At 74.5% G+C, this 22,264-nt stretch carries 13 protein-coding genes and 1 pseudogene; 12 read left to right on the top strand and 2 right to left on the bottom strand.

Going from position 1 to position 22,264, the window contains the following annotated elements:
* Nucleotides 1-9: 9 nt before the first annotated feature.
* From Cco03nite_RS07890 to Cco03nite_RS07865, 6 genes and pseudogenes are all read left to right on the top strand, one after another.
* On the top strand, nucleotides 10-5,370 hold the full coding sequence (locus Cco03nite_RS07890) for a type I polyketide synthase (RefSeq protein WP_203690420.1): 5,361 nt from the start codon (nucleotides 10-12) through the stop codon (nucleotides 5,368-5,370).
* Nucleotides 5,370-9,212: pseudogene (locus Cco03nite_RS07885) on the top strand (type I polyketide synthase); the annotation flags it as partial. The gene Cco03nite_RS07890 and the pseudogene Cco03nite_RS07885, both read left to right, overlap by 1 nt.
* Before the next feature lie 75 nt (nucleotides 9,213-9,287).
* Nucleotides 9,288-10,511: a cytochrome P450 family protein gene (locus Cco03nite_RS07880; RefSeq protein WP_203690410.1), complete on the top strand. Its 1,224-nt coding sequence runs from the start codon at nucleotides 9,288-9,290 to the stop codon at nucleotides 10,509-10,511.
* Between the two features lie 32 nt (nucleotides 10,512-10,543).
* Entirely contained in the window at nucleotides 10,544-10,900 is a 357-nt protein-coding gene (locus Cco03nite_RS07875) for a nuclear transport factor 2 family protein (RefSeq protein WP_203690408.1), read from the top strand.
* A 9-nt stretch (nucleotides 10,901-10,909) separates the two neighbouring features.
* On the top strand, nucleotides 10,910-11,689 hold the full coding sequence (locus Cco03nite_RS07870) for a thioesterase II family protein (RefSeq protein WP_203690406.1): 780 nt from the start codon (nucleotides 10,910-10,912) through the stop codon (nucleotides 11,687-11,689).
* A gap of 300 nt (nucleotides 11,690-11,989) precedes the next feature.
* Complete coding sequence (locus Cco03nite_RS07865; RefSeq protein ID WP_203690404.1) at nucleotides 11,990-14,446, top strand: helix-turn-helix transcriptional regulator; 2,457 nt, start codon at nucleotides 11,990-11,992, stop codon at nucleotides 14,444-14,446.
* A gap of 46 nt (nucleotides 14,447-14,492) precedes the next feature.
* Here Cco03nite_RS07865 and Cco03nite_RS07860 read toward each other — a convergent pair whose 3' ends face one another.
* Complete coding sequence (locus tag Cco03nite_RS07860) at nucleotides 14,493-15,131, bottom strand: NAD(P)-dependent oxidoreductase (RefSeq protein ID WP_203690402.1); 639 nt, start codon at nucleotides 15,129-15,131, stop codon at nucleotides 14,493-14,495.
* A gap of 102 nt (nucleotides 15,132-15,233) precedes the next feature.
* Between Cco03nite_RS07860 and Cco03nite_RS07855 the strand changes: the two genes are divergently transcribed.
* The 6 genes from Cco03nite_RS07855 (at nucleotide 15,234) to Cco03nite_RS07830 (ending at nucleotide 21,533) form a co-directional block, all read left to right on the top strand.
* Nucleotides 15,234-15,614 (top strand): winged helix-turn-helix transcriptional regulator, encoded by a 381-nt coding sequence (locus Cco03nite_RS07855; protein WP_239167195.1) that lies wholly within the window; start codon nucleotides 15,234-15,236, stop codon nucleotides 15,612-15,614.
* 82 nt (nucleotides 15,615-15,696) lie between these two features.
* Nucleotides 15,697-16,539, top strand: coding sequence for a metallophosphoesterase family protein (locus tag Cco03nite_RS07850; RefSeq protein ID WP_203690400.1), 843 nt, complete (start codon nucleotides 15,697-15,699; stop codon nucleotides 16,537-16,539).
* Nucleotides 16,536-17,198 carry a 4'-phosphopantetheinyl transferase family protein gene (locus tag Cco03nite_RS07845; protein ID WP_203690398.1) on the top strand — a complete coding sequence of 221 codons (663 nt, stop codon included), beginning with the start codon at nucleotides 16,536-16,538 and terminating at the stop codon, nucleotides 17,196-17,198. Before Cco03nite_RS07850 ends, Cco03nite_RS07845 begins: the two co-directional genes overlap by 4 nt.
* A gap of 134 nt (nucleotides 17,199-17,332) precedes the next feature.
* On the top strand, nucleotides 17,333-18,055 hold the full coding sequence (locus tag Cco03nite_RS07840) for a VOC family protein (protein WP_203690392.1): 723 nt from the start codon (nucleotides 17,333-17,335) through the stop codon (nucleotides 18,053-18,055).
* Between the two features lie 82 nt (nucleotides 18,056-18,137).
* Nucleotides 18,138-20,612 carry a DUF4132 domain-containing protein gene (locus tag Cco03nite_RS07835; protein ID WP_203690390.1) on the top strand — a complete coding sequence of 825 codons (2,475 nt, stop codon included), beginning with the start codon at nucleotides 18,138-18,140 and terminating at the stop codon, nucleotides 20,610-20,612.
* Nucleotides 20,613-20,924: 312 nt separating this feature from the next.
* Complete coding sequence (locus tag Cco03nite_RS07830) at nucleotides 20,925-21,533, top strand: M23 family metallopeptidase (protein WP_203690388.1); 609 nt, start codon at nucleotides 20,925-20,927, stop codon at nucleotides 21,531-21,533.
* Nucleotides 21,534-21,547: 14 nt separating this feature from the next.
* On the opposite strand, the gene Cco03nite_RS07825 is transcribed toward Cco03nite_RS07830, so the two are convergent.
* Entirely contained in the window at nucleotides 21,548-22,231 is a 684-nt protein-coding gene (locus tag Cco03nite_RS07825; RefSeq protein ID WP_203690387.1) for a DUF305 domain-containing protein, read from the bottom strand.
* Nucleotides 22,232-22,264 lie beyond the last annotated feature (33 nt).

Here is a 22,264-nt window from a genome sequence, read left to right as displayed (position 1 = left end):
GGGCCTGACGTGAGCCAGCACGACACCGAGAAGATCGCCGACTACCTGCGCAAGGTGACGGTGGACCTGCGCCGGGCCCGCCAGCGCATCCAGGAGCTGGAGCAGGTCGAGCCCATCGCCGTCGTCGGGATGGCCTGCCGCTACCCCGGCGGGGTCGCCTCCGCCGACGGGCTGTGGGACCTGGTCACCGCGGGCGGTGACGCCGTCTCGGACTTCCCCGTGAACCGGGGCTGGCCGACCGGCCTGTACGACGCCGACCCGGACAGTCCCGGGCGCACGTACTGCACCCGAGGCGGCTTCCTGCACGACGCCGACGCGTTCGACCCCGCCTTCTTCGGCATCTCGCCGCGCGAGGCGCTGGGCATGGACCCGCAGCAGCGGCTGCTGCTGGAGACCGTCTGGGAGACGTACGAGCACGCGGGCATCGACCCGGCGTCGGTGCGCGGCTCGGAGACGGGCGTGTTCATGGGCGTCATGTACTACGACTACGCCCCGCCGCTGCGCCAGATCCCGGCCGAGCTGGAAGGCGTGCTGATGACCGGCAACGCCGCCAGCGTCGTCTCGGGGCGCATCGCGTACAACTTCGGGCTGACCGGGCCGACCGCGACCGTGGACACGGCGTGCTCGTCGTCGCTGGTGGCGCTGCATCTGGCGGTCAAGGCGCTGCGCGACGGCGAGTGCACGGCGGCGCTGGCGGGCGGGGTCGCGGTGATGCACACCCCGGCGACCTTCGTGGAGTTCAGCCGCCAGCGCGGCCTGGCCGCCGACGGCCGGTGCAAGTCGTTCGCCGCCGAGGCCGACGGCGTCGGCTGGTCCGAGGGCGTGGGCGTGCTGCTGCTGGAACGCCTGTCGGACGCGCGTCGCCTCGGACATCCGGTGCTCGCGGTGGTACGCGGTTCGGCGGTCAACCAGGACGGGGCGTCAAACGGGCTCACCGCGCCGAACGGGCCGTCGCAGCAGCGGGTGATCCGCCGGGCGCTGTCCTCGGCGGGACTGTCCACCTCGGACGTGGACCTGGTCGAGGCGCACGGCACCGGGACGCGGCTCGGCGACCCGATCGAGGCGGAGGCGCTGCTGGCGACGTACGGGCAGGGGCGGGCCGAGGGCAGCCCGCTGTGGCTCGGCTCGTTGAAGTCGAACATCGGGCACGCGCAGGCGGCCGCCGGTGTCGGCGGTGTGATCAAGATGGTGCAGGCGATGCGGCACGGGATCATGCCGCGCACGCTGCACGTCGCCAACCCGTCGCCGTTCGTGGACTGGTCGGCGGGCGCGGTCGAGCTGCTGACCGAGGCGCGCCCGTGGCCCGAGCTGGACCGGCCCCGCCGCGCGGCGGTGTCGTCGTTCGGCGTCAGCGGCACGAACGCCCACGTCATCCTCGAACAGGCCCCGGACACCGAGCCCGCACCGCAGGCCGAGCCGGACCGGGGCGGACGACCTGCCCGGTCCGAAGGGACGCCGGTGCCGGCCGTTCTGTCGTCGACGTCCGAGCACACACCCGCGGCACTTCGCGACCACGCACGGGAGCCGGCGGTGCTGCCGCTGGTGCTGTCCGCGCGCACTCCCGCCGCGTTGCGTGCCCAGGCCGCGCGCCTGCTGCCGCTGACCGGCCCGGACGGTCCCGAGCCGGTGGATGTCGGCTTCTCGCTGCTCGCGTCCCGGGCCGCGTTCGAGCACCGTGCCGTCGTGGCCGGTCGCGACCGGGCCGAACTCGCCGCGGGCCTGGACGTGCTCGCCCGTGGCGGGGCACCGCTGACCGCTCCGGCTCGTGGCGCGCTGGGCATGCTGTTCACGGGCCAGGGGGCGCAGCGCACGGGCATGGGCTCCGGCCTGTACGAGGCCTTCCCGAGCTACGCGGCCGCGTTCGACGACGTCTGCGCCGTGCTGGATCCGCTGCTGGGGTACAGCCTGCGCGAGGCGATCGAGAACGGCGACCGGCTGCAGGAGACCGGCCTGACGCAGCCCGCGCTGTTCGCGGTCGAGGTGGCGCTGTTCCGCCTGGCCGAGTCCCTGGGTGTGACGCCCGGTTTCGTGGCCGGGCACTCGATCGGCGAGATCGCCGCGGCGCACGTCGCCGGGGTGCTGTCCCTGGCCGACGCGGCGACGCTGGTCGCGGCGCGCGGACGGCTGATGCAGGCCCTGCCCGCCGGTGGCGCGATGGTCGCGGTGCGCGCCTCCCGCGAGCAGGTCGAGCAGGCCCTCGCCGGGCTCGGCCAGGAGCACGCCGGGCAGGTGAGTGTGGCGGCCGTGAACGGCCCCGCCTCGGTCGTGATCTCCGGTGCCGAGCCGGCCGTGGACGCCGTCGTCACCGCTCTCGGCGTGGCCGGCAGGCGGCTGCAGGTCAGCCACGCGTTCCACTCGCCGCTGATGGACCCGATGCTGGCGGAGTTCGAGCGGGTCGTCGCCGGGCTGACGTTCCACCCGCCCACGGTGCCGTTCGTGTCGACCGTGACCGGCGAGCCCGTGCAGCCCGGTCAGTTGACCCGGCCGGACTACTGGGTCGAGCACGTACGCCGCCCGGTGCGGTTCGCCGACGCGGTCACCGCGCTGGCGGAGGCGGGCGTGTCGACGCTGCTGGAGATCGGGCCGGACGCCGTGCTCACCGCGATGGCGGCGGAGTCCCTGCCGGACCACGTCCTGGCGGTCGCCGCCCAGCGCCGCGACCGCGACGAGGCGGTCACCCTCCTCGAAGCGCTCGGCGCCGTGTACGCGCGCGGCCACGCCGTGAACTGGCCCGCCCTGTTCGCCGGGACCGGTGCGCGGCGTGTGGACCTGCCGAGTTACGCCTTCCAGCACGAGCGTTTCTGGCTCGTGCCCGCCACCGGGTCCGGCGACGTGGCCGGGGCGGGTCTCGACGCGGCCGGGCACACGCTGCTCGGCGCGGCGGTGCCCCTAGCCGACGGCGGCGGCCTGGTGCTCACGGGCCGGCTGACCCGCCAGACCCTGGGCGACGTCCTGGCCGCCGAGCCGGCCGTGCCCGGCGCGGTCCTGCTGGAGCTGGCACTGCGCGCCGCCGACCAGGTCGGCTGCGGCCGGGTCGCCGAGCTGACGCTGGACGGGCCGCTGCCGACCCCGACCGGGGAGCAGTCGCTGCGGCTGCAGGTCGTCGTGTCCGGCCCCGACGCCGACGCGCGCCGTGCCGTCACCGTGCACGCCCGCCGCGAGGACGTCGACACCGGCTGGACCAGGTACGCCCACGGCGTGCTCGCCCCGGGCCAGGCCGTCGCCGAGCCGGTCGCCGGCGATCCCGTCGAGGTCGCCCTGCCCGATGCGGCGCAGGCGGGATTCCTGCTGCATCCGGCCCTGGCCGAGCAGGCGCTGCGGAACGCGCCCACGGACCCGGATGTGGTGCCGGTGCGCTGGACCGACGTGACCGTGTACGCCACGGGCGCGGCGCGGCTGCAGGTGCACGCCGCGCCGGTCGACGGCGGGCACCGCGTCGTCGCCCTCGACCCGGCCGGGCAGCAGGTCGCCGTGTTCGGCACGGTGGGCTACGCGTCCCGGGCCTCCTGGCAGGGCGTTTCCGCCTCGGCCGACTCGCTGTTCACCCTGGACTGGGTCCCGGTGGAGACACCGGACGAGCCGGTGGACCTGACCGGGTGGGCCGTGCTCACGACCGGCGGCGACGCCTCGGATCTGGCCTGGCAGCTGGGCATCCGGTCGGTGCCGGACCTGGCCGGCCCGGACCCCGCGCCGCAGGTGGTGCTGGTCGAGCTGTTCCCGGACACCGGCCTCGCGATGCCGCAGCGGGTGCGGGCGACCACCGGCAGGGCTCTGGAACTGGCCCAGACCTGGCTGGCCGAGCCGCGGTTCGCGGCGTCGCGGCTGGCCGTCATCACCCGAGGGGCGACCGGGCCGGCGGCCGCGCCGGACCTCGCCGCCGCCTGGGGACTGCTGCGCACCGCGCAGAGCGAGCATCCCGACCGGTTCGTGCTGGTCGACCTCGATGCCGAGAGCACCTCGGCCGCGCTGACCCCCGCGGCGCTGACAGCAGGCGAACCGCAGCTCGCGGTACGCCAGGGGCGGCTGTCAGCCCCGCGGCTCAGCTGGGCGGCCGGGGACCCGGCCCCGGTGGCGTTCGTGCCGGAAGGGACGGTCCTGGTCACGGGCGCCACCGGGGCACTGGGCGGGCTGATCGCCCGGCACCTGGTAAGTAGGCACGGCGTGCGCAGCCTGCTGCTGGTGAGCCGCCGCGGCCCGGGCGCACCGGGCGCGGCCGAACTGGAGCAGGAGCTGACCGCGCTCGGCGCGCGGGTGCGCACCGTCGCGGCCGACGTGTCAGACCGCGCGGCGCTGGCCGCCGCACTCGACGCCGTGCCCGCCGAGCACCCGCTGACCGCCGTCGTGCACGCGGCCGGGGTGCTCGACGACGGCCTGCTCGTCGCGCAGACCGCGCAGCGCCTGGACACCGTGCTGAGGGCCAAGGCCGACGCCGCCTGGCACCTGCACGAACTCACCCGCGATCGGGGACTGTCGGCGTTCGTGCTGTTCTCCTCGGTGGCGGGCCTGCTCGGCGGGGCCGGGCAGGCCGGCTACGCCGCCGCGAACGCGTTCCTCGACGCGCTGGCCGCGCACCGGCACGCCGCGGGCCTGCCCGCGCAGTCGCTGGCGTGGGGCATGTGGGCGCAGGCGGGGGCGATGACCGCCGACCTGTCCGAGGCGGACCTGCGCCGGCTGGCCCGCGCGGGCATCGCGCCGCTCGACGCGGACCAGGGCCTGGGGCTGCTCGACGCGGCACTGGGCCGGGCGGACGCGCTGCTGGCGCCCGTACGCCTGGACCTGCGTGCCCTGCACGGCCAGGACCGGTCCGCGGTGCCGCCGCTGCTGCGCGGCCTGGTCCGCACCGCCACCCGGCGCACGGCGGCCCACGGCGTCGGCGTGCCGCTGGCCGAGCAGGTCGCCGCGCTGCCCGGAGCGGAGGCGTCGCGGCTGCTCACCGACCTCGTCCGCACCGAGGTCGCGGTGGTGCTGGGCCACCCCGGCCCGGCGGCCGTCGACCCCGACCGGGCCTTCCGCGAGATCGGCTTCGACTCGCTGGCCTCGGTGGACCTGCGCAACCGGCTCGCCGCCGCGACCGGCCTCACCCTGCCCGCCGCGCTGGTGTTCGACCAGCCCACCCCGACCCTGCTCGCCGGGTACCTGCTCGGGGAACTGGCTCCCGAAACGGCGGCGACCGTGGACCCGCTGGAGGCCGCCGTACGCGAGTTGCTGGCCACCGTGCCGATGGCGCGGCTGCGCCAGTCCGGGCTGCTGGACCTGCTGCTGCGGCTCGGCGAACCCGACGGCGGGGACGCGCCCGCCGAAGCCGGGTCGATCGACGAGATGGACGTCGACAGCCTGCTGCGGCTGGCCGGCGAGAGCGCGGCCCGCTGATGGCGGCCTCGGTGGAGCAGCTCGTCGAAGGGCTGCGCGCGGCGCTGAAGGAGAACGAGCGCCTGCGGCAGCAGAACCAGAGCCTCGTCGACGCCACGGCCGAGCCGATCGCGATCGTCGGCATGGCCTGCCGGTTCCCCGGCGGGGTGGCCTCGCCGGAGGACCTGTGGCGGCTGGTCGCCGCGGGCGAGGACGCCATCGGCCCGTTCCCGCAGGACCGGGGCTGGCCCGAGGACCTGTACGACCCGGACCCGGGCCGGTCCGGTCACACATACGCGCGCACCGGCGGCTTCCTCGACGGCGCGGACACCTTCGACGCCGCCTTCTTCGGCATCTCGCCGCGCGAGGCGCTGGGCATGGACCCGCAGCAGCGGCTGCTGCTCGAAGTCACCTGGGAGACCCTGGAACGGGCCGGGCTCGACCCGGCCGCGCTGCGCGGCTCCGACACGGGCGTGTTCGTCGGCGGCAACGGCCAGGACTACCCGCTGCTGCTGGCGCAGGACCCGCGACCCGTCGAAGGCCTGCTCATCACCGGCAACGCGGCCAGCGTCGCGTCCGGGCGGATCTCGTACACGTTCGGCTTCACCGGCCCGGCGGTCAGCCTGGACACCGCCTGCTCGTCGTCGCTGGTGGCGCTGCACCTGGCGGCGCAGGCGCTGCGCGCGGGGGAGTGCTCGCTGGCGCTGGCGGGCGGGGTCACGGTGATGTCCACGCCGTTCGGCTTCGTCGAGTTCGCCCGGCAGCGCGGCCTGGCCCCGGACGGGCGGTGCAAGGCGTTCGCGGCCGGGGCCGACGGCACCGGCTGGGCCGAGGGCATCGGGATGCTGCTGGTCGAGCGGCTGTCCGACGCCCGCCGCCACGGGCACGAGGTGCTGGCGGTGGTACGCGGGTCGGCGGTCAACTCCGACGGCGCGTCCAACGGGCTCACCGCCCCGAACGGGCCGTCCCAGCAGCGGGTCATCCGGCAGGCGCTGGCCGCGGCGCGGGTGGCCCCGGCCGAGGTGGACCTGGTGGAGGCGCACGGCACCGGCACCGTGCTCGGCGACCCGATCGAGGCCGACGCGCTGCTCGCGACGTACGGCGCGGACCGGACCGAGCCGCTGTGGCTGGGGTCGGTGAAGTCCAATCTGGGGCACACGCAGGCGGCCGCGGGCGTGGCCGGAGTGATCAAGACGGTGCTGGCGCTGCGGCACGGCGAGCTGCCGCCGACCCTGCACGTCGACGCGCCCACCCCGCACGTGGACTGGAGTTCCGGCGCGGTGCGGCTGCTCACCGAGGCCCGGCCGTGGCCGCGCGGCGACCGGCCCCGCCGGGCGGGCGTGTCCGCGTTCGGGATCAGTGGCACCAACGCCCACGTCATCCTGGAGGAGGCCCCCGCGTCGCCGCCCGTGGCATCGCCGCAGGCGCCCGCGGTGGTGCCGTGGCCGCTGTCGGCGCGTACGCCCGAGGCGCTGCGGGCGCAGGCGGCGCGCCTGCACGAGGCCGTCGCGGCGGGCGCCGACCCGGTCGCGGTCGGCTGGTCGCTGGCCCACACCCGGGCCCGGCTCGACCACCGCGCGGTCGTGTCCGGCACCGGGCACGAGCACCTGCTCGACGGGCTGGCCCGGCTCGCCCGGGGTGAGACCGGCCCCGGCGCGGCCGCCGGGCAGCGCGGTGCGGGCCGGGTGGCGGTGCTGTTCACCGGCCAGGGCGCGCAGCGCGTACGGATGGGCCTGGACCTCGCGGCCGCGTTCCCGGCGTACCGCGACGCCTTCGACCAGGTGTGTTCCGCCCTCGACCCGCTGCTGCCACGGCCGCTGCGCGAGGTCGTCGCATCCGGGACCGGGCTCGGGGAGACCGGGTTCGCCCAGCCGGCCCTGTTCGCGGTCGAGACGGCGCTGTTCCGGCTGCTGGAGTCCTGGGGCGTGCGCCCGGCCGTGCTGGCCGGGCACTCCGTCGGCGAGATCGCCGCCGCGCACGTGGCCGGGGTGCTGCCGCTGCCGGACGCGGCGCGCCTGGTCGCCGCGCGGGGCACGCTGATGCAGGCGCTGCCGGCGGGCGGGGCGATGGTCGCCGTGCGCGCCCCCGAGGAGGAGGTCCTGCCGCTGGTGGCGGCGCACGCCGCGACGGTCGCGATCGCCGCGGTCAACGGGCCGTCCTCGGTGGTGGTCAGCGGCGCGCAGGACGCGGTCGAGCAGATCACGGCCGAGCTGCGCGAACGCGGTCGCCGCACCCGGCGGCTGGAGGTCAGCCACGCGTTCCACTCACCGCTGATGGAGCCGATGCTCGAGGGGTTCCGCGCGGTCGTGGAGTCGCTCGCCTTCGCCGAGCCCCGGATCCCGATCGTGTCCACGGTGACCGGCGCGCTGACCGGCCCCGGCGAGCTGGCCGACCCCGCGTACTGGGTCGGGCAGGTCCGGCAGCGGGTCCGGTTCGCCGACGCCGCGGCCGCGCTGCACGCCACGGGCGTGGACCTGTTCGTCGAGGCCGGACCGGACGGCGTCCTGTCGGCGCTGCTGCCCGAATGCCTCGGCGGCACCGCCGCGCCGGCCGTGCCGATGCTGCGCCGCGACCGCCCCGAACCGCCGGCCGCGGTAGCGGCGTTCGCCGAGGTCGCGGTCCGCGCCGACGTGGACTGGTCCGCGTTCTTCCCGGACCCGGCTCGCACCACGCTGCCGACCTACGCCTTCCAGCGCCGCCGCCACTGGCCGGTTCGCGGCCTGCCCGGCGTGCGGCGGCAACTCGAAGAACCTTCGCCGGGCGCGGAACGCGGCGCGGCGTCCCCGGATGCTGAGACCGGCACGTCGGCGTGGGCGCAGTCGCCGGAATCCGGGGCGGCTCCGGCTGCGCGGCTCGCCGGTCGAAGCCGTGACGAGCTGTGGCAGCTCGTCGTGGGGGCGGCCGCAGCGGTGCTGGGACACCTGGACGGGGAACTGGACGAGTCCGTGCCGCTCACCGGGCTGGGGCTCACCTCGCTGTCCGCCGTGGAGCTGCGCGACCGCCTGCATGCCGCGACCGGGCTGGCCCTGCCCGCAGCGGCGATGTTCGACAACGCCACCGTGCGCACGCTGACCGAGCAGCTCGCGTCAGCGGCCGTCCAGGCGGCGTCCGGGCCGACCGTCGCGGCAGGGGGGTCGCTGGTGGAGGCGTTCCGGCGGGCGTGCCTGGCGGGCCGGGTCGGTGCGGGCATGGAGCTGCTCGCCGAGGCGGCCGCCGCCCGGCCGTGGTCGGACAAGCCGGTCGTCGGTGATCCGGTGCCGCTGGCCGAGGGACCGGCCGGGCCCGCGCTGGTGTGCCTGCCGTCGTTCGTCGCCCCGGCCAGCCCGGTGCAGTTCGCCCGCCTCGCCCGCGGCCTGCGCGGCGTACGCCCGGTGTCGGCGCTGCCGCTGCCCGGCTACCTGCCGGGCGAGGACCTGGCCGCCGACGTGCCGTCGCTGGTCGCCGCGCTCGCCGACCGGGTGCCCGAGGACGGGGCGCTGCTGGTCGGGTACTCGTCCGGCGGCTGGCTGGCGCACGCCGTCGCCGCCGAGCTCGCCGACCGCGGCCGGGCCTGTGCGGGCGTGGTGCTGCTGGACACCTTCCCGCCCGGCGCGCCCGAACTGGCCGCGCTGCAGGACGTGCTGTTCCAGGACCTGGCCGCCCGGCCCGAGGTGGTGGCGCTGGTCGACGACGACAAGCTCGCCGCGATGGGCCACTACCTGCGGCTGTTCCAGGACTGGCGGCCGGACCCGTCGCCGGCGCCCACCCTGCTGCTGCGCGCCGAACGGATCCTGGCCGGGCCGGCGGAGCGCACCGCGTGGCCCGTGCCGCACGTCGCGGTCACGACCGCGGGAGATCACCGCTCGCTCGTCGAGGAGCACGCATCGGCGGCGGCGCAGGCCGTCGAGCTTTGGCTCACGTCCCGGGGCTGAACCCCCTTGTCGAGAAAGGACCACACCGTGACCTACGCACCACAGGCCGACGACGTCGACCTGCTCAGCTGGAGCTTCGTGCAGGACCCCTACACGACGTACGCCCGGCTGCGCCAGGACGGCCCGGTCACCCGGCAGGTAGTCAAAACCCTGGCCACCGAGCTGAACGCCTGGGTGGTGACCAGCCACGAGCACAGCCGCGCCCTGCTGGCCGATCCGCGGCTGTCGAAGGACTCGGTGGCGCTGCCCGGCGTGGTCAACCGCCACTCGGTCGACGGCAGCCAGTCGGCCACCGAGCAGCCCAAGAGCATGCTGTTCAGCGATCCGCCGGACCACACCCGGCTGCGCCGGCTGCTGGGCAAGGCGTTCACCATGCGCCGCGTCGAGCAGATGCGCCCGTGGATCGTACGGCAGGTCGACGAGCTGCTCGACGGCGTCCGGCCGGGGGAGGAGTTCGACCTGGTCGACCGGATCGCGCTGGCGCTGCCGATCTACGTCATCGGCAACCTGCTGGGCGTGCCCGAGGAGCGCTTCGCCGACTTCAAGGTCTGGAGCAGCGCCCTGGCCAGCGTCGACATCACCGCGGAGGAGAAGCAGCAGGCGCTGGGCGCGGCGTTCCAGTACCTGCGCGAGCTGATCGCGAGCAAGGCCGCCGAACCGGCCGACGACATGATCTCCGCGCTGATCCAGGCGACCGACGACGGCGTACGCCTCGAACCGGCCGAGCTGATGTCGACGGTCTTCCTGGTGATGAACGCCGGCTACGAGACCACCGCCAACATGATCAGCAGCGGGATGCTGGCCCTGCTCACCCACCCGGACCAGCAGGAGCTGCTGCGCGCGGACCCGTCGCTGCTGCCCGGCGCGATCGAGGAGTTCCTGCGGTTCGAGAGCCCGCTGAACCTGTCCACGATCCGGTTCAGCACCGCCGACATCGCGGTCGGCGACGTCGTCATCCCCGCCGGGGAGATCGTCTTCGTGGCGTTCCCGGCCGCCAACCGCGACCCGGCGCAGTACGACGACCCGGACCGGTTGCGCGTCGACCGGCGGGCCGCCTCGCACCTGTCGTTCGGGCACGGCATCCACCACTGCGTGGGCGCGCCGCTGGCCCGCCTCGAAGGCGAGATCGTCTTCCGGGCGCTGCTGGAGCGGTTCGCGCAGTGGCAGCTCGCCGTCCCGGTCGAGCACCTGACCTGGCGCTACACCGCGCAGTTCCGCGGCCTGGAGCGGCTGCCGGTCGTCCTGAAGTGACCCATCCACCGCAACGAGCAGGGAGACACAGCATGTCCAACAAAGACGTGGTCGCGGGATTCTTCGCGGCGGGCGAGGCCGACGACGTGGCGGCCGCGATCGCGCACTTCGCCGAGGACGGGGTGTGGATCGCCGCCGAGGGGCCCGAACCCGGCACGACCTACCGCAAGCCCGCCATGTCCGAGCTGCTGACCAAGCTCATCACCGTACGCAAGGAGTACGAGGCGAAGGGCGTGAAGATCGCGTACGGCGACCTCGTCGAGGCGGGCGACAAGGTGTACCTGGAGATCGTGATCAGCCTGGACGGCAAGGTGCTCGACCGCTCGGTCGACGTGTTCACCGTCGTCGACGGCCGGATCGCCGTCAAGGACGTCTACCGGAAGGCGTGAGTAGGCTCCATGACCGTGGCACAGACCCCTGACGCCGAGCGCTGGGTGCGCCGGTTCCACCCCGCCGACGGCGCTCCCGTGCGGCTGGTGTGCTTCCCGCACGCGGGCGGCTCGGCCAGCTTCTACTTCCCGGTGTCGCGTGAGCTCGCCCCGGCGGTGGACGTGCTGGCCGTGCAGTATCCGGGACGCCAGGACCGGCGGGCCGAACCGCCGCTGACCAGCATCGAAGACCTCGCCGACCGGCTGGCGGAGGTGCTGGCGCCCGGGGTGGACCGGCCGGTGGTGTTCTTCGGCCACAGCATGGGCGCGGTGGTGGCGTTCGAGACCGCGCTGCGGTTCGAGGCCGCCGGGCATCCGGTGCGGGCCCTGGTCGCCTCGGGGCGGCGGGCGCCGTCCCGGGTGCGGCACGAGAACGTGCACCAGCGCTCCGACGAGGGCATCGTCACCGAGCTGCGACTGCTCAGCGGCACCGAGGGGGACCTGCTCGGCGACGACGAGGTGGTCCGGATGATCCTGCCCGCGCTGCGCGCCGACTACCAGGCGGTGGAGACCTACCGCTGCGATCCGGGGCGGCGGATCACCGCGCCGATCCTGGCGCTGGTGGGTGACGCCGACCCGCGGGTGGACGTGGCCGAGGTGGAGTCCTGGGCGGGGCACACCGTCGGGGGGTTCCGGCTGCGGGTGCTGCCCGGCGGGCACTTCTACCTGACCGGCCAGCAGGCCGCTGTGCTGGGAGAACTGCGCACGGTCACCTCGGTCGCACGCAGCGCCGTGGACACGGCGGCGTGAGGTCCGCGCCGGGCGGGCGTCCGCCCGGCGCGGACCCGCCCGGACCTGAAAATTCCATAGTTGTCGATGTCCAATCCGGACTCCGAGCCACGCCGAATCGTTGTACCGAGTGAGAAAGTCGGCAGTTGGTGGTCCAGGTAGGCGGCCCGACGGTAAGTTCGTCGCGGTGGCAACGGGGCCTTTCTTTCTGGACACGGTTCGGTAACAGGTGGACAGTACCCTTCGATGTGTCAGGTTCGTTGCTGTGCACACGAGGCGCTGGGGGGCGCCGGGTACGGGCCACGACGGGGGAGGACGAACATGAGCGCTGCCGTGCATCTATCCGGTTATCGACAGCTGGTGTCCGCGCTGGCGCGGGCGCGCGACGGCGCGGGCCAGGTGCTCCTGCTCGACGGGCCCACCGCCGGCGGCAAGACGTACCTGCTCGACCTGCTCGTCCAGCTCGCCCGCGACGAAGGCGACCTGGTGCTCACCGCGGTGTGCTCCAAGTTCGACCGGACCGATCACCTGGCCGTGCCGCGCCAGCTGTTCGGCTCGCTGGGGCAGGCGGTCGAGCCCGCGCTCAGCGACGCCGACACGCTCGTCGGCAGGCTGACCGCGCTGGCCGGCACGAGCGCGGTGGTGGTGGCCGTCGACGACCTGCGCCACGCCGACCCGGCTTCGCAGCGTTTCGTCAAGCAGCTGGCCGCGAGCCTGGCCGGGCAGCCGATACTGCTGGTCAGCGCCGACCGGGCGCGCCCGGCCGCCGGGGTGCCCGGCCTGTGGGCCGACCTCGTCGACCAGGCGCACGTGCAGCGGCTCGAACTCGGGCCGCTCACCTCGTGCGAGGTCGTCCGGACGGCCTGGCACGGCTTCGGCCTGACCCTCGGCGAGGCGTTCGCGCAGCGCCTGGCCGCCCTCACCAACGGCAGCGCGCCGCTGGCGCACGCGCTGCTGGCCGACCACCTCGCCCGCTACGGCCGGCGCGTGCCCGACGGTGTCGACCCGGTCGGCGGCCGCGCCTACCGGCAGGCCGTGCTCGACTGCCTGCACGCCCTCGACCCGGAGGACCGCGACGTCGCCGAAGCGGTCGCCGTGATCGGCTCGCTGGGCGCCGTCGACATGGTGTCGCAGGTGGCCGGCGGGCTGCCCGCGGAGGGCGCGATCGCCGAGCTGACCGCCTGCGGCCTGCTCGACGCCACCGGGTTCCGGACCCGCGCCGCGCACGAGGCGGTGCTGCACAACATGTCGGCCAGCCGGCGGGCGGCGCTCAGCCGAGTGGTCGTCGAGCTGCTCGTGCCGGCCGGGGCGAGCCCGGACGACGTGGCCTCGTGGCTGGCCGCCGTGGAGAACCTCGACCCGATCAGCGAGGCCGCGCCCCCGCAGCCGCAGCGGCGGGTCAGCGCCAGCCGCTTCGTGCCGGTGCGCGTGCTGCAGATGCTCGGCGACGGCTCGGCGGGCAACCTCGACTTCGCCGGCGACGGCCGCAGCCGCCGGCACTGGCACGTCGGCGCGGGGGAGCAGCCGCGCACCGCCGAGCCGCGCTCGCTGTGGCACGCCACCGAGACCGTCACCGAGCTGGAGCAGGAGATCGCCGGCCTGCCGCCGGGCACCTTCGCCGTCGCCGACCTGCGGGCCCGCCAGCTGCTCATCGGCTGCGACTACCCGAGCCTGCTGCCGTCGGCGCTGGCCCGGGTGCAGGCCGACAGCCGCCGGCTGACCGAGCACTCGCCGCGCTTCGCCGCGGTGCACTCGCTCAGCCGGGTGCTGGGCGGCCACGACACGCAGCCCGCGCTGGAGGACGCGCACGCGGCGCTGACCGCGCTGGAGCGCGGCCGGGAGAACTCCCGCGCCGTGGTCAGCGCGCTGGCCACCCTGCTGCACGAGAACCAGTTCGAGCCGGCCGCGGCCTGGTGCGAGCGCTTCGCCTCGATCGCGCGGGCCGAAGGCGACGTCGCCGCGGTCGCCGAGCTGCTGGCGCTGCAGGCGCAGATCACCATGCGGCGCGGCGAAACCGGCAAGGCGATCGCCCAGGCCGAGCACGCGCTGGAGCTGATGGCGCCCGAGCAGTGGGGGATCCGGCTCGGCATGCCGCTGTCCACGCTGCTGCTGGGCACCACGGCCGTCGGCGACCACGAGGCGGGGGTGCGCTACTTCCGGCACCGCCTGCCCGAGCCCATGTTCGACAGCCGGTACGGCCTGCACTACCTCTACGCGCGGGGCCACTTCTACCTGGCCGCGGGCGAGCACCTGTTCGCGCTCGCCGACTACCTGCGCTGCGGGCGGCTGATGACGCTGTGGCGGGTCGACTCGCAGGAGCTGGCGCGGTGGCAGCTCGGCGTGGCCGCGGCGTACATGGCGATGAACGACTACGACAAGGCGGTCAGCACCATCGCCGAGGCGCTGCCGCGGCGGTCGGACGATCCGCTCGACGCCGAGCACGCCCGCAAGTGCGAGTCCATCTTCGAGTCGCTGCTGACCTCGGCCGGCACTCCCGGGCTGCTGTCCACGATCGAGCACCTGTGCCGCAACGTGTTCACCCGGACGGAGACCGAGCCGGTCGCCAAGTACAAGATCGTCGACCGGTATGCCGACTGCCTGGACCGGCTCACCCTGGCCGAGCGCCAGGTGGCGGTGCTGGCCGCGAAGGGCTCCACGAACCGGGCCATCGCCCGGGAGCTGTCGATCACCGTCAGCACGGTGGAGCAGCACCTGACCCGCGCGTACCGCAAGCTGCAGGTGGTCGGTCGTAATGAGCTGCGGGTCCGGCTCGGCTGAGCGTGGTGGGGCGGCCAGGATGACGCCCGCCCCACCGCGCCGTCACTCAGTCCGCGACCGCGACGCGGGTGCGGTGGTGCCGCGGGTTGTCGATCTCGTCGACGATGGCGACCGCCAGGTCCGCGTAGGACAGGTGGCTGGTGCCGTCCTCCTTGGCCAGCAGCTGGTCGCCGCCGGTGCGGTAGGCGCCCGTGCGCTCGGCCTGGTCCAGCACCATGGGCGGGGTCAGCACGACCCAGTCCAGCTCGGTGTCGGCGCCGCGCAGCGTGTCCAGGCCCGCGGTGTGGCCCTGCGCGAACTCCTTGTACGCCTCCGGGAAGTCCGGCGTGTCCAGCATGCGCACGCCCGGCGCGACCTCCAGGTTGGAGACCATGCCGATCACGACGGCCCGGCCCACGCCCGCCTTCGGCAGCCCCTCCAGGAACGCGTTGGCCGCGCCCACGAAGAAGTCGCCGGGGGCGCTCTGCGGGTCGTACGCGGCGTTCACGGCGGCGTCGTGCCCGGCGGCCAGGCCCGCCACCGAGGACGCGTCGCGCACGTCGCCCGCGACCGCGGTGACGCCCAGGTCCGCGTACTTGGCCGGGTCGCGGACCACGGCCGTCACCTCGTGGCCGCGCTTGACGGCCTCGTCGACGACGGCACGGCCGGCCTTGCCACCGGCACCGAACACAATAATCCTGCTCATATGCAGACCTTCCCCCTAGTATCGGTGTATCCCGATCTTTGTGGCCGAGTCTAGAACGGAAGGTACTTGTTACCGCAAGGGTACCTAAGTACCCTTTGGATAGTGACCACGTCATTGGACCCTGAGATGTTCGATCCGGCCTGCCCGTCCAGCGCGATGCCGATCCGCATCGGCGACAAGTGGGCCGGCCTGATCATCTGCTGTCTGGAGGACGGCCCCCGGCGCTTCACCGAGATCCAGGTCCCGCTGCGCGGCGTGACCGCGAAGGTGCTCGCCCAGACCCTGCGCGGCATGGAACGCGACGGAATGATCACCCGTACGGCGTACCCGGAGATCCCGCCCAGGGTCGTCTACGAGCTCACCGACCTGGGGCGCACCCTGCTGGAACCGATCGCCGCCTGCCGCGAGTGGGCCAAGGAACACCTGCCCACGATCCTCGCCGCCCGCGAGGAGTGGGAGAAGGCCGCCGCGAACGCGGCCTGAGACCGCATGTCCACACGGCACGGGACAGCGCCGTCCCGCGCCGTGCGCTGCCGCCCGCCCGAAACCCCCGCACGAGGTGACGATGCATTCCGGCACGCTCTACGCCATCAGCGACCTGCACGTGGGCTACGCCGAGAACCGCGCGCTGCTCGACGGGCTGCGGCCCACCTCGCCGCAGGACTGGCTCATCGTCGCCGGTGACGTCGGCGAGATGTTCGACGACGTGCTCGCCGTGCTGGCCGGGCTCCGCGAGCGGTTCGCCAAGGTGATCTGGGCGCCCGGCAACCACGAGCTGTGGACCCCGCGGCAGGATCCGGTGCAGACCCGCGGCGAACACCGCTACCTCGACCTGGTGCGGCGGTGCCGGCAGCTCGACGTGCTGACCCCCGAGGACGACTACGCCATATGGGAGGGGGCAGGCGGCCCGGTCGCCGTCGCACCCCTGTTCGTGCTGTACGACTACTCGTTCCGGATGCCCGGCATGCTGACCAAGGCGATGGCGCTGCAGCACGCGTACGACACCGGGATCGTGTGCGCCGACGAGATGCTGCTGCACCCCGACCCGTACGCCAGCCGCGAGGACTGGTGCCGGGCCCGGGTCGAGCACACCCGTGCCCGGCTCGACGCGGTCGACCCGGCGCTGCCGACGATCCTGGTCAACCACTTCCCGCTGGTCCGGCAGCCGACCGACGTGCTGTGGCACCCGCAGTTCGCGCAGTGGTGCGGCACCGAGCTGACCGCCGACTGGCACGTGCGCTACCGCGCCGCGGCCGCCGTCTACGGCCACCTGCACATCCCGCGCCTGACCTGGTACGACGGCGTGCCGTTCCAGGAGGTGTCGCTGGGCTACCCGCGTGAGTGGAAGGCCCGGTCGGCCCCGCCCGCGATGCTGCGCCCGGTGCAGTGGGCCGGGGTGCCCGCATGATGGCCCCGCTGCTGCCCGCCGCCGCCACGGTGGTGGAGGCGTTCGGCGACACCGTGCCCGCACCGCTGTTCCCGGAGGAGGAGCAGCTGGTGGCACGCGCGGTGGACAAGCGACGCGCCGAGTTCGCGACCGCCCGCCGCTGCGCCCGCGAGGCGCTGGCCCAGCACGGCTTCGCGCCCGCGCCGCTGCTCACCGGCGAACGCGGGCAGCCGCTGTGGCCCGCCGGGACGGTCGGCAGCATCACGCACTGCGCCGGCTACCGCGCCGCCGTCGTGGCCCGCGCCGCCGATCTCGGGTCGGTCGGGGTCGACGCCGAGCCGCACCACCCGCTGCCCGACGGGGTGCTGGACACGATCGCGCTGCCCGCCGAACTGGCCCGGCTGCGTACGCTGGCCGCCGCCCACCCCGGGGTCTGCTGGGACCGGGTGCTCTTCAGCGCCAAGGAGTCGGTCTACAAGGCATGGTTCCCGCTGGCCCTGCGGTGGCTCGACTTCACCGAGGCCGACCTCGCCTTCGATCCCGACACGGGCACGTTCAGCGCCACCGTGCTGGTCGACGCGCCCCGGTACGGCGACGGCCCGCTGTCGCGATTCGACGGCCGCTTCGCCGCCTCCGCCGGCCTCGTCGTCACCGCCGTGACCGTGCCCGCCCGGCCGTGACGCCGCCCGGCGGCACCGCGGCCGCGCGCCGGGCTGCGCGAATACTCGGCTGCGGGTGAGACCGGCACACGTCTAGGGTGCGGTGCGGGAAACGGCACCGGCCCACCGGCCGGCGGATCGGAGATGAGCACACCATGACCAGTCGACTGTCCGCACTCTGCTGCAACGCGCTCGATCCGCTGCCCCTCGCGCGGTTCTGGGCAGGGGTGCTGGGCAGGCAGCTCGTCGACGATCCACACGACGGCGTCGTGCTCCTGCCCGATGACGACACCGCGTTCCGGCTCCGGTTCGTGCCGAGCACCGAGCCGAAGATCGGCCAGAACCGCGCGCACTTCGACCTCACCAGCGAGTCCTTGGACGCCCAGCGGCAGACCGTGGCCAGGGCGCTCGAACTCGGCGGCCGGCACATCGACGTGGGCCAGGGTCCGGACGCCGACCACGTGGTGCTCGCCGACCCCGAGGGCAACGAGTTCTGCGTCATCGAGCCGGGCAACAACTTCCTCGCCGGCTGCGGGCGCATCGGCGCGCTGTCCGGCGACGGCATGCCGGAGGTCGGCTACTTCTGGAGCGCGGCGCTCGGCTGGCCGCTGGTCTGGGACCAGGACGAGGAGACCGCGATCCAGGCGCCGTACGGCGGGTCGAAGATCACGTGGGGCGGTCCGCCGCTGATGCCGAAGACGGGCCCGGACCGGCTGTACTTCGACCTCGCCCCACCGGCCGGCGGCGATCAGCAGGCGGAGATCGACCGGTTGCTGGCCCTCGGCGCGACCCTGCTCGACAGCGGGCGCGACGACGCCGGCCGGGTGATGATGGCCGCCCCGGGCGGCAACGAGTTCTGCTTGCTAATACCCCGGTAGCACGCCCGTCCGCGCCTGTCGCAGGCGTCCTTTAGGGTCTGGGCGGATCATGGACGACGGGCGTGGACGGCAGGGGTGGGCGATGTTCGAGCAGTCGGGCGGCACGCTGGCGACGATGGCGCTGGTCCACCGGGCCCGCCGGGCGGGGGCAGCCGGCGACCGCGCCGCCCTGCGGACCACGGCCGGGGACCTGCTGGCCCAGCTGGAGTCCGCGAGCGCCGCAGACCTGCCGAAAGCCGATCAGCAGGAGCTGGACCGGCTGTACGACACGGCGTTCCCGCTCACCGACCCGGCCGACCCCGCCGACGTGCTCGACGCGCCCTGGCCGACCACGGCGCGGCGGGCCGCGCTGCTGGACCTGCTCGGTGGGCAGCAGCGCCCCGACGGCCGCATCGACGCGCTCGTCGTCGCCGCGCTCGACGCCGGTGACGTCAAACTGCTGCGCGTCATCGCGCTCACCCCGCTCGGCGGGATCTGCGCCGCCTCGCGCGCACTGCTGCTGGACGCGCTACAGGCGGCCGGGGAACTGGACGACGAGGTCGTCGAGCGGTTCGCCGCCGACGCGGACGCGGTCCGCAAGCTGGTCCGCCGCGGTGATCCCGTCGTCGCCGCGGCCACCGGCGACCGGTTCCGGCCCGCCCTGCACGACCTGATGTGGCAGCTGGCCTGCGCGCCGGACGTCGACGAGGACCGGCTGCTGGCGCTGCCCGTGCCGCGCGGGCTGCGGTTCGTGCGGTGGGCGCTCGACTTCACCGGCAACTGGCGGGTTGCCCGGCACCTGGGCGCGGCCGCGCTGACCTCGGCCGAGCGGGCCGAGCTGATCGACCTGCTGCGCGACGCGCCCGTGGAGCGGCAGGAGCGGGCGTTCACGCTGCGCCTGGCGGCCGGGGACGCGCATGCGCTGCTGCCGCTGCTCGGCCTGGGCGGTGCCGAGCGCCTGCTGCGTCTGATCCAGACGGGCCAGGCGCCGAGCCGCGTGGTGCGCAACGACCGGGCGGCGATCCTCGCCGCGGCGGCCGAGGCGGGCGGCGCGGACGTGGCCCGGCTGCTGAAACTGGTGCCCAACGACGTGGTCGCGGCGGCGCTCGGCCTGCGCCGTGGAGCGATCATGACGCGGGTGGCCAAGGACTCGCCGGTGGGCCTCACGGCGTACGGGATGCTGCCGCCGTCCGACGGCGAGACCGTGCTGGACCGCTGGGTGGCGCTGCGTGAGGTGCACCGGCGCGGCATGGAGTTCTCCGCCGAGCGGCGGCGCCAGCACGCGGTCGCCCTGGACGTCGCGCTGGAGCACCTGGCCCAGGTCGGCGGGTATGCCGACGCCGCCGCGCTGGACGCCGCGGGGGAGGCGTACTCGCCCACACCGGTCCCGCCGCCGCTGGTCGTCGGGCCGTACACGGCTGCCGTCGGGTTCGCCGGGGGCGAGCCGGCGGTCGTCGCGAGCAAGGGCGGCCGCGTGCTGAAGTCGCTGCCCAAGGCCGTACGTGAGGACCCGGGCATCGCGGCGCTGCGCGAGCAGCACGAACTGGTGCGCGGCCACGCCTCGCGGTTGCGCGCCCGGCTGCACCGGCTCGTCACCACCGGCGCGCCCGTGCCGCCCGCGGAGCTGGCGCGACTGCGCGCCACCGTGTACGGTGCCGGGCTGCTGTCGCTGCTGTTGTGGCAGGACCAGGACGGGCGGTTCGGGCTGCTCGACGATGTGGACGCCACCGGTCCGGTCACCGCGGCGCATCCTGCCGCCCTGGCCGCGGCGGGGCTGCTGGGGAGCTGGCAGGCGGAGGCCGCCCGGCGCAGGCTCTGCCAGCCGGTGCCGCAGCTGTTCCGCGAGTGGTACGCGCCGACGCCCGAAGAGCAGGCCGGTGCCGCGACCCGCTTCACCGGTCGCGTGATCGACGGCGGCGCGGCGGCCCGGGAACTGGCCTCTCGCGGCTGGTCGCTGCACGACACCGCATCGCCGACCGCGACCAGGCGCCTGGGTGAGCACACTGTGGTAATGCACGCCGACACTGCGGGCTACTGGGCGGCAGGCGACGTCGGCTTCAGCCGCCTGGAGTTCCGCGACGGCGACGCCGCCGTGCCCGCCGACCGGGTGCCCCCGGTGGTGTTCTCGGAGGCGGTACGCGATCTCGACCGGGCCGCCCAGGCCGGACGCCGCAGCGTCGGCGACTACTCGACGGGCCTGGCGCGATCCCGTGCCGAGCTGCTGACCGCCGTGCTCGGTGACGGCGTCCCGGACCGGATCACCCGGCACGGCGACACCGTCGTGGTCGACGGCTCGCGTGCCGTGTACCGGCTGCACCTGGGCACCGATGCCGTCACGATCGGCGACCGCAGGGGGCCGGGCGACCTGTCGTACGGCTTCGGCGACACGCCGCACCCGGCGCTGTTCCAGCCCGTCGAGCGCGCCGACCACGCGACCCTGCGCCTGCTCACCAGGATCCTGCTGCTGGCCGAGGACGAGAAGATCACCGACGAGTGGACTTTGGAGAAGCTGGGCCTGCTGCCGCACCAGATCGTGCAGGCCTGCAGCACGTGTGGCAGCCAGCATCTCTGGGACTGACGTCCCACGCAGGGGGTGATGTGGCTCGCTTCCTTTGGTAACGATAGTTGTGGTCGGCTCACCCTGTACCAGGGAGAACAACGCACAGTCACCAGTGGACCACGAATCACGGTTTGTGACCGGGGACGCCGTGTGGCTAGTTTGTTCAAGTCTCACTTGACGTTCGGACACCTACGCCCGGCGGACCTCGCCGGCCGGTGGTGGAGATGACGGGGAGCACACGTGCAGTATCGGCCGGAAGTTGTCCGCGAAGGCGACCGTTACCGGGGTCGACGACGGGCAGACGTCCCGTCCCGGCGCAGGTACACCGCAGTGCTGGCGACGGCGGCGGCAGGAGCGGGAGTCGTCGCGTTCGCCACGGGCGCCACGGTCGACGACGCCAAGGGCGAGGCCGCCGACAACGCGGTCACCGCGTACGTCCAGGCCGGTGCCACCAGCGACCGCGCGCAGGCCGCGGACCGCGCCGACCGTGCCGAGCGGACCACCGAGACCACCGCCGCCCCCGGCGACACCTGGAAGCTGCCGCTGCACGAATACGACCTGGTCGCCGGCTACACCGGGGCGGGCCACTCGCGCCACGGCCTGGACCTCGCCGGGCTGCCCGAGGGCACGCCGTTCGCGGCGATGCGGGCCGGCACCGTGGTGCAGGCCGGCTGGAACGGCGCGTTCGGCAACTCGGTCATCATCGACCACGGCGACGGCGCGCAGACCGTGTACGCCCACGCCAGCCAGGTCCTCGTCAAGCGCGGGCAGAAGGTCGAGGCCGGCGAGGCGATCGCGCTGCTCGGCAACTCCGGCCTGTCCCGCGGCGTGCACCTGCACCTGGAGCTGTACGTCGACGGCGTGCTGCAGGACCCGCTGTCGTGGTTCAAGGAGCGCGGCGTCGACTTCGAGCTGGAGATCGAGGCGCTGCCCAGCTGACCGGGCCCGCGCCGTCAGGCCGCGAGTTTCGCCAGCAGTTCCCTCATCCGGCCGATCTCGATCTGCTGGTCGGCGTTGACGTCGCGGGCGAGCCGGTCGCTGGCCGGTTCCATGCCGCCACCCGCCTGGTAGAGCTGATCGACCATGGTGACCGCGCCCTGGTGATGCCGGATCATGTAGTCGAGGAAGAGCCGGTCGAAGGCCGGGCCCTCGGCTGCGGCCAGGCGGGTCAGGTCGCTCTGGTCGAGCATGCCGGGCATCAGCTCGCCGTGGCCGACGTGATTCGCGTGCGGTGACGGCAGTGCTTCGCGGCGGTCCACCAGCCACCGCTCCATCAGCGCGACCTCGTCCTGCTGCGAGATCTTGATCCGCTCGGCGAGCTGGGCGATCTCGGCGCTCCGGCTGCGCCCGGCGACCAGCGCCGTCATCTCCAGCGCCTGCCGGTGGTGCGGGATCATCTTGGTCATGAAGGCGGTGTCCGCCGCGTTGTGCGGCGGCGCGGACAGCCCCGCGACGTCCGCGGGGGACAGCGTGCGCGCGGACTGGCCGGGCGCGCCCGGCTGGACGACCCGAAGGGTCGGCGCGGCGGTGACCGGGGCGGTGTCGTCGCCCGGCAGCATGACGATCAGGGCCACCGCGACACCGGTCACGACGGCGGCGGCCACGGCGGCGATGGCGAGGCGGCGGGAGCCGAGCATGGTCAAGACGGTAGCCGATGTGTGGCCGTACGG

Source organism: Catellatospora coxensis (assembly GCF_016862635.1).
GTDB lineage: Bacteria > Actinomycetota > Actinomycetes > Mycobacteriales > Micromonosporaceae > Catellatospora > Catellatospora coxensis.
The sequence above is the reverse complement of the archived record's forward strand: the minus strand, read 5'-3'. Positions and strand labels throughout refer to the sequence as shown.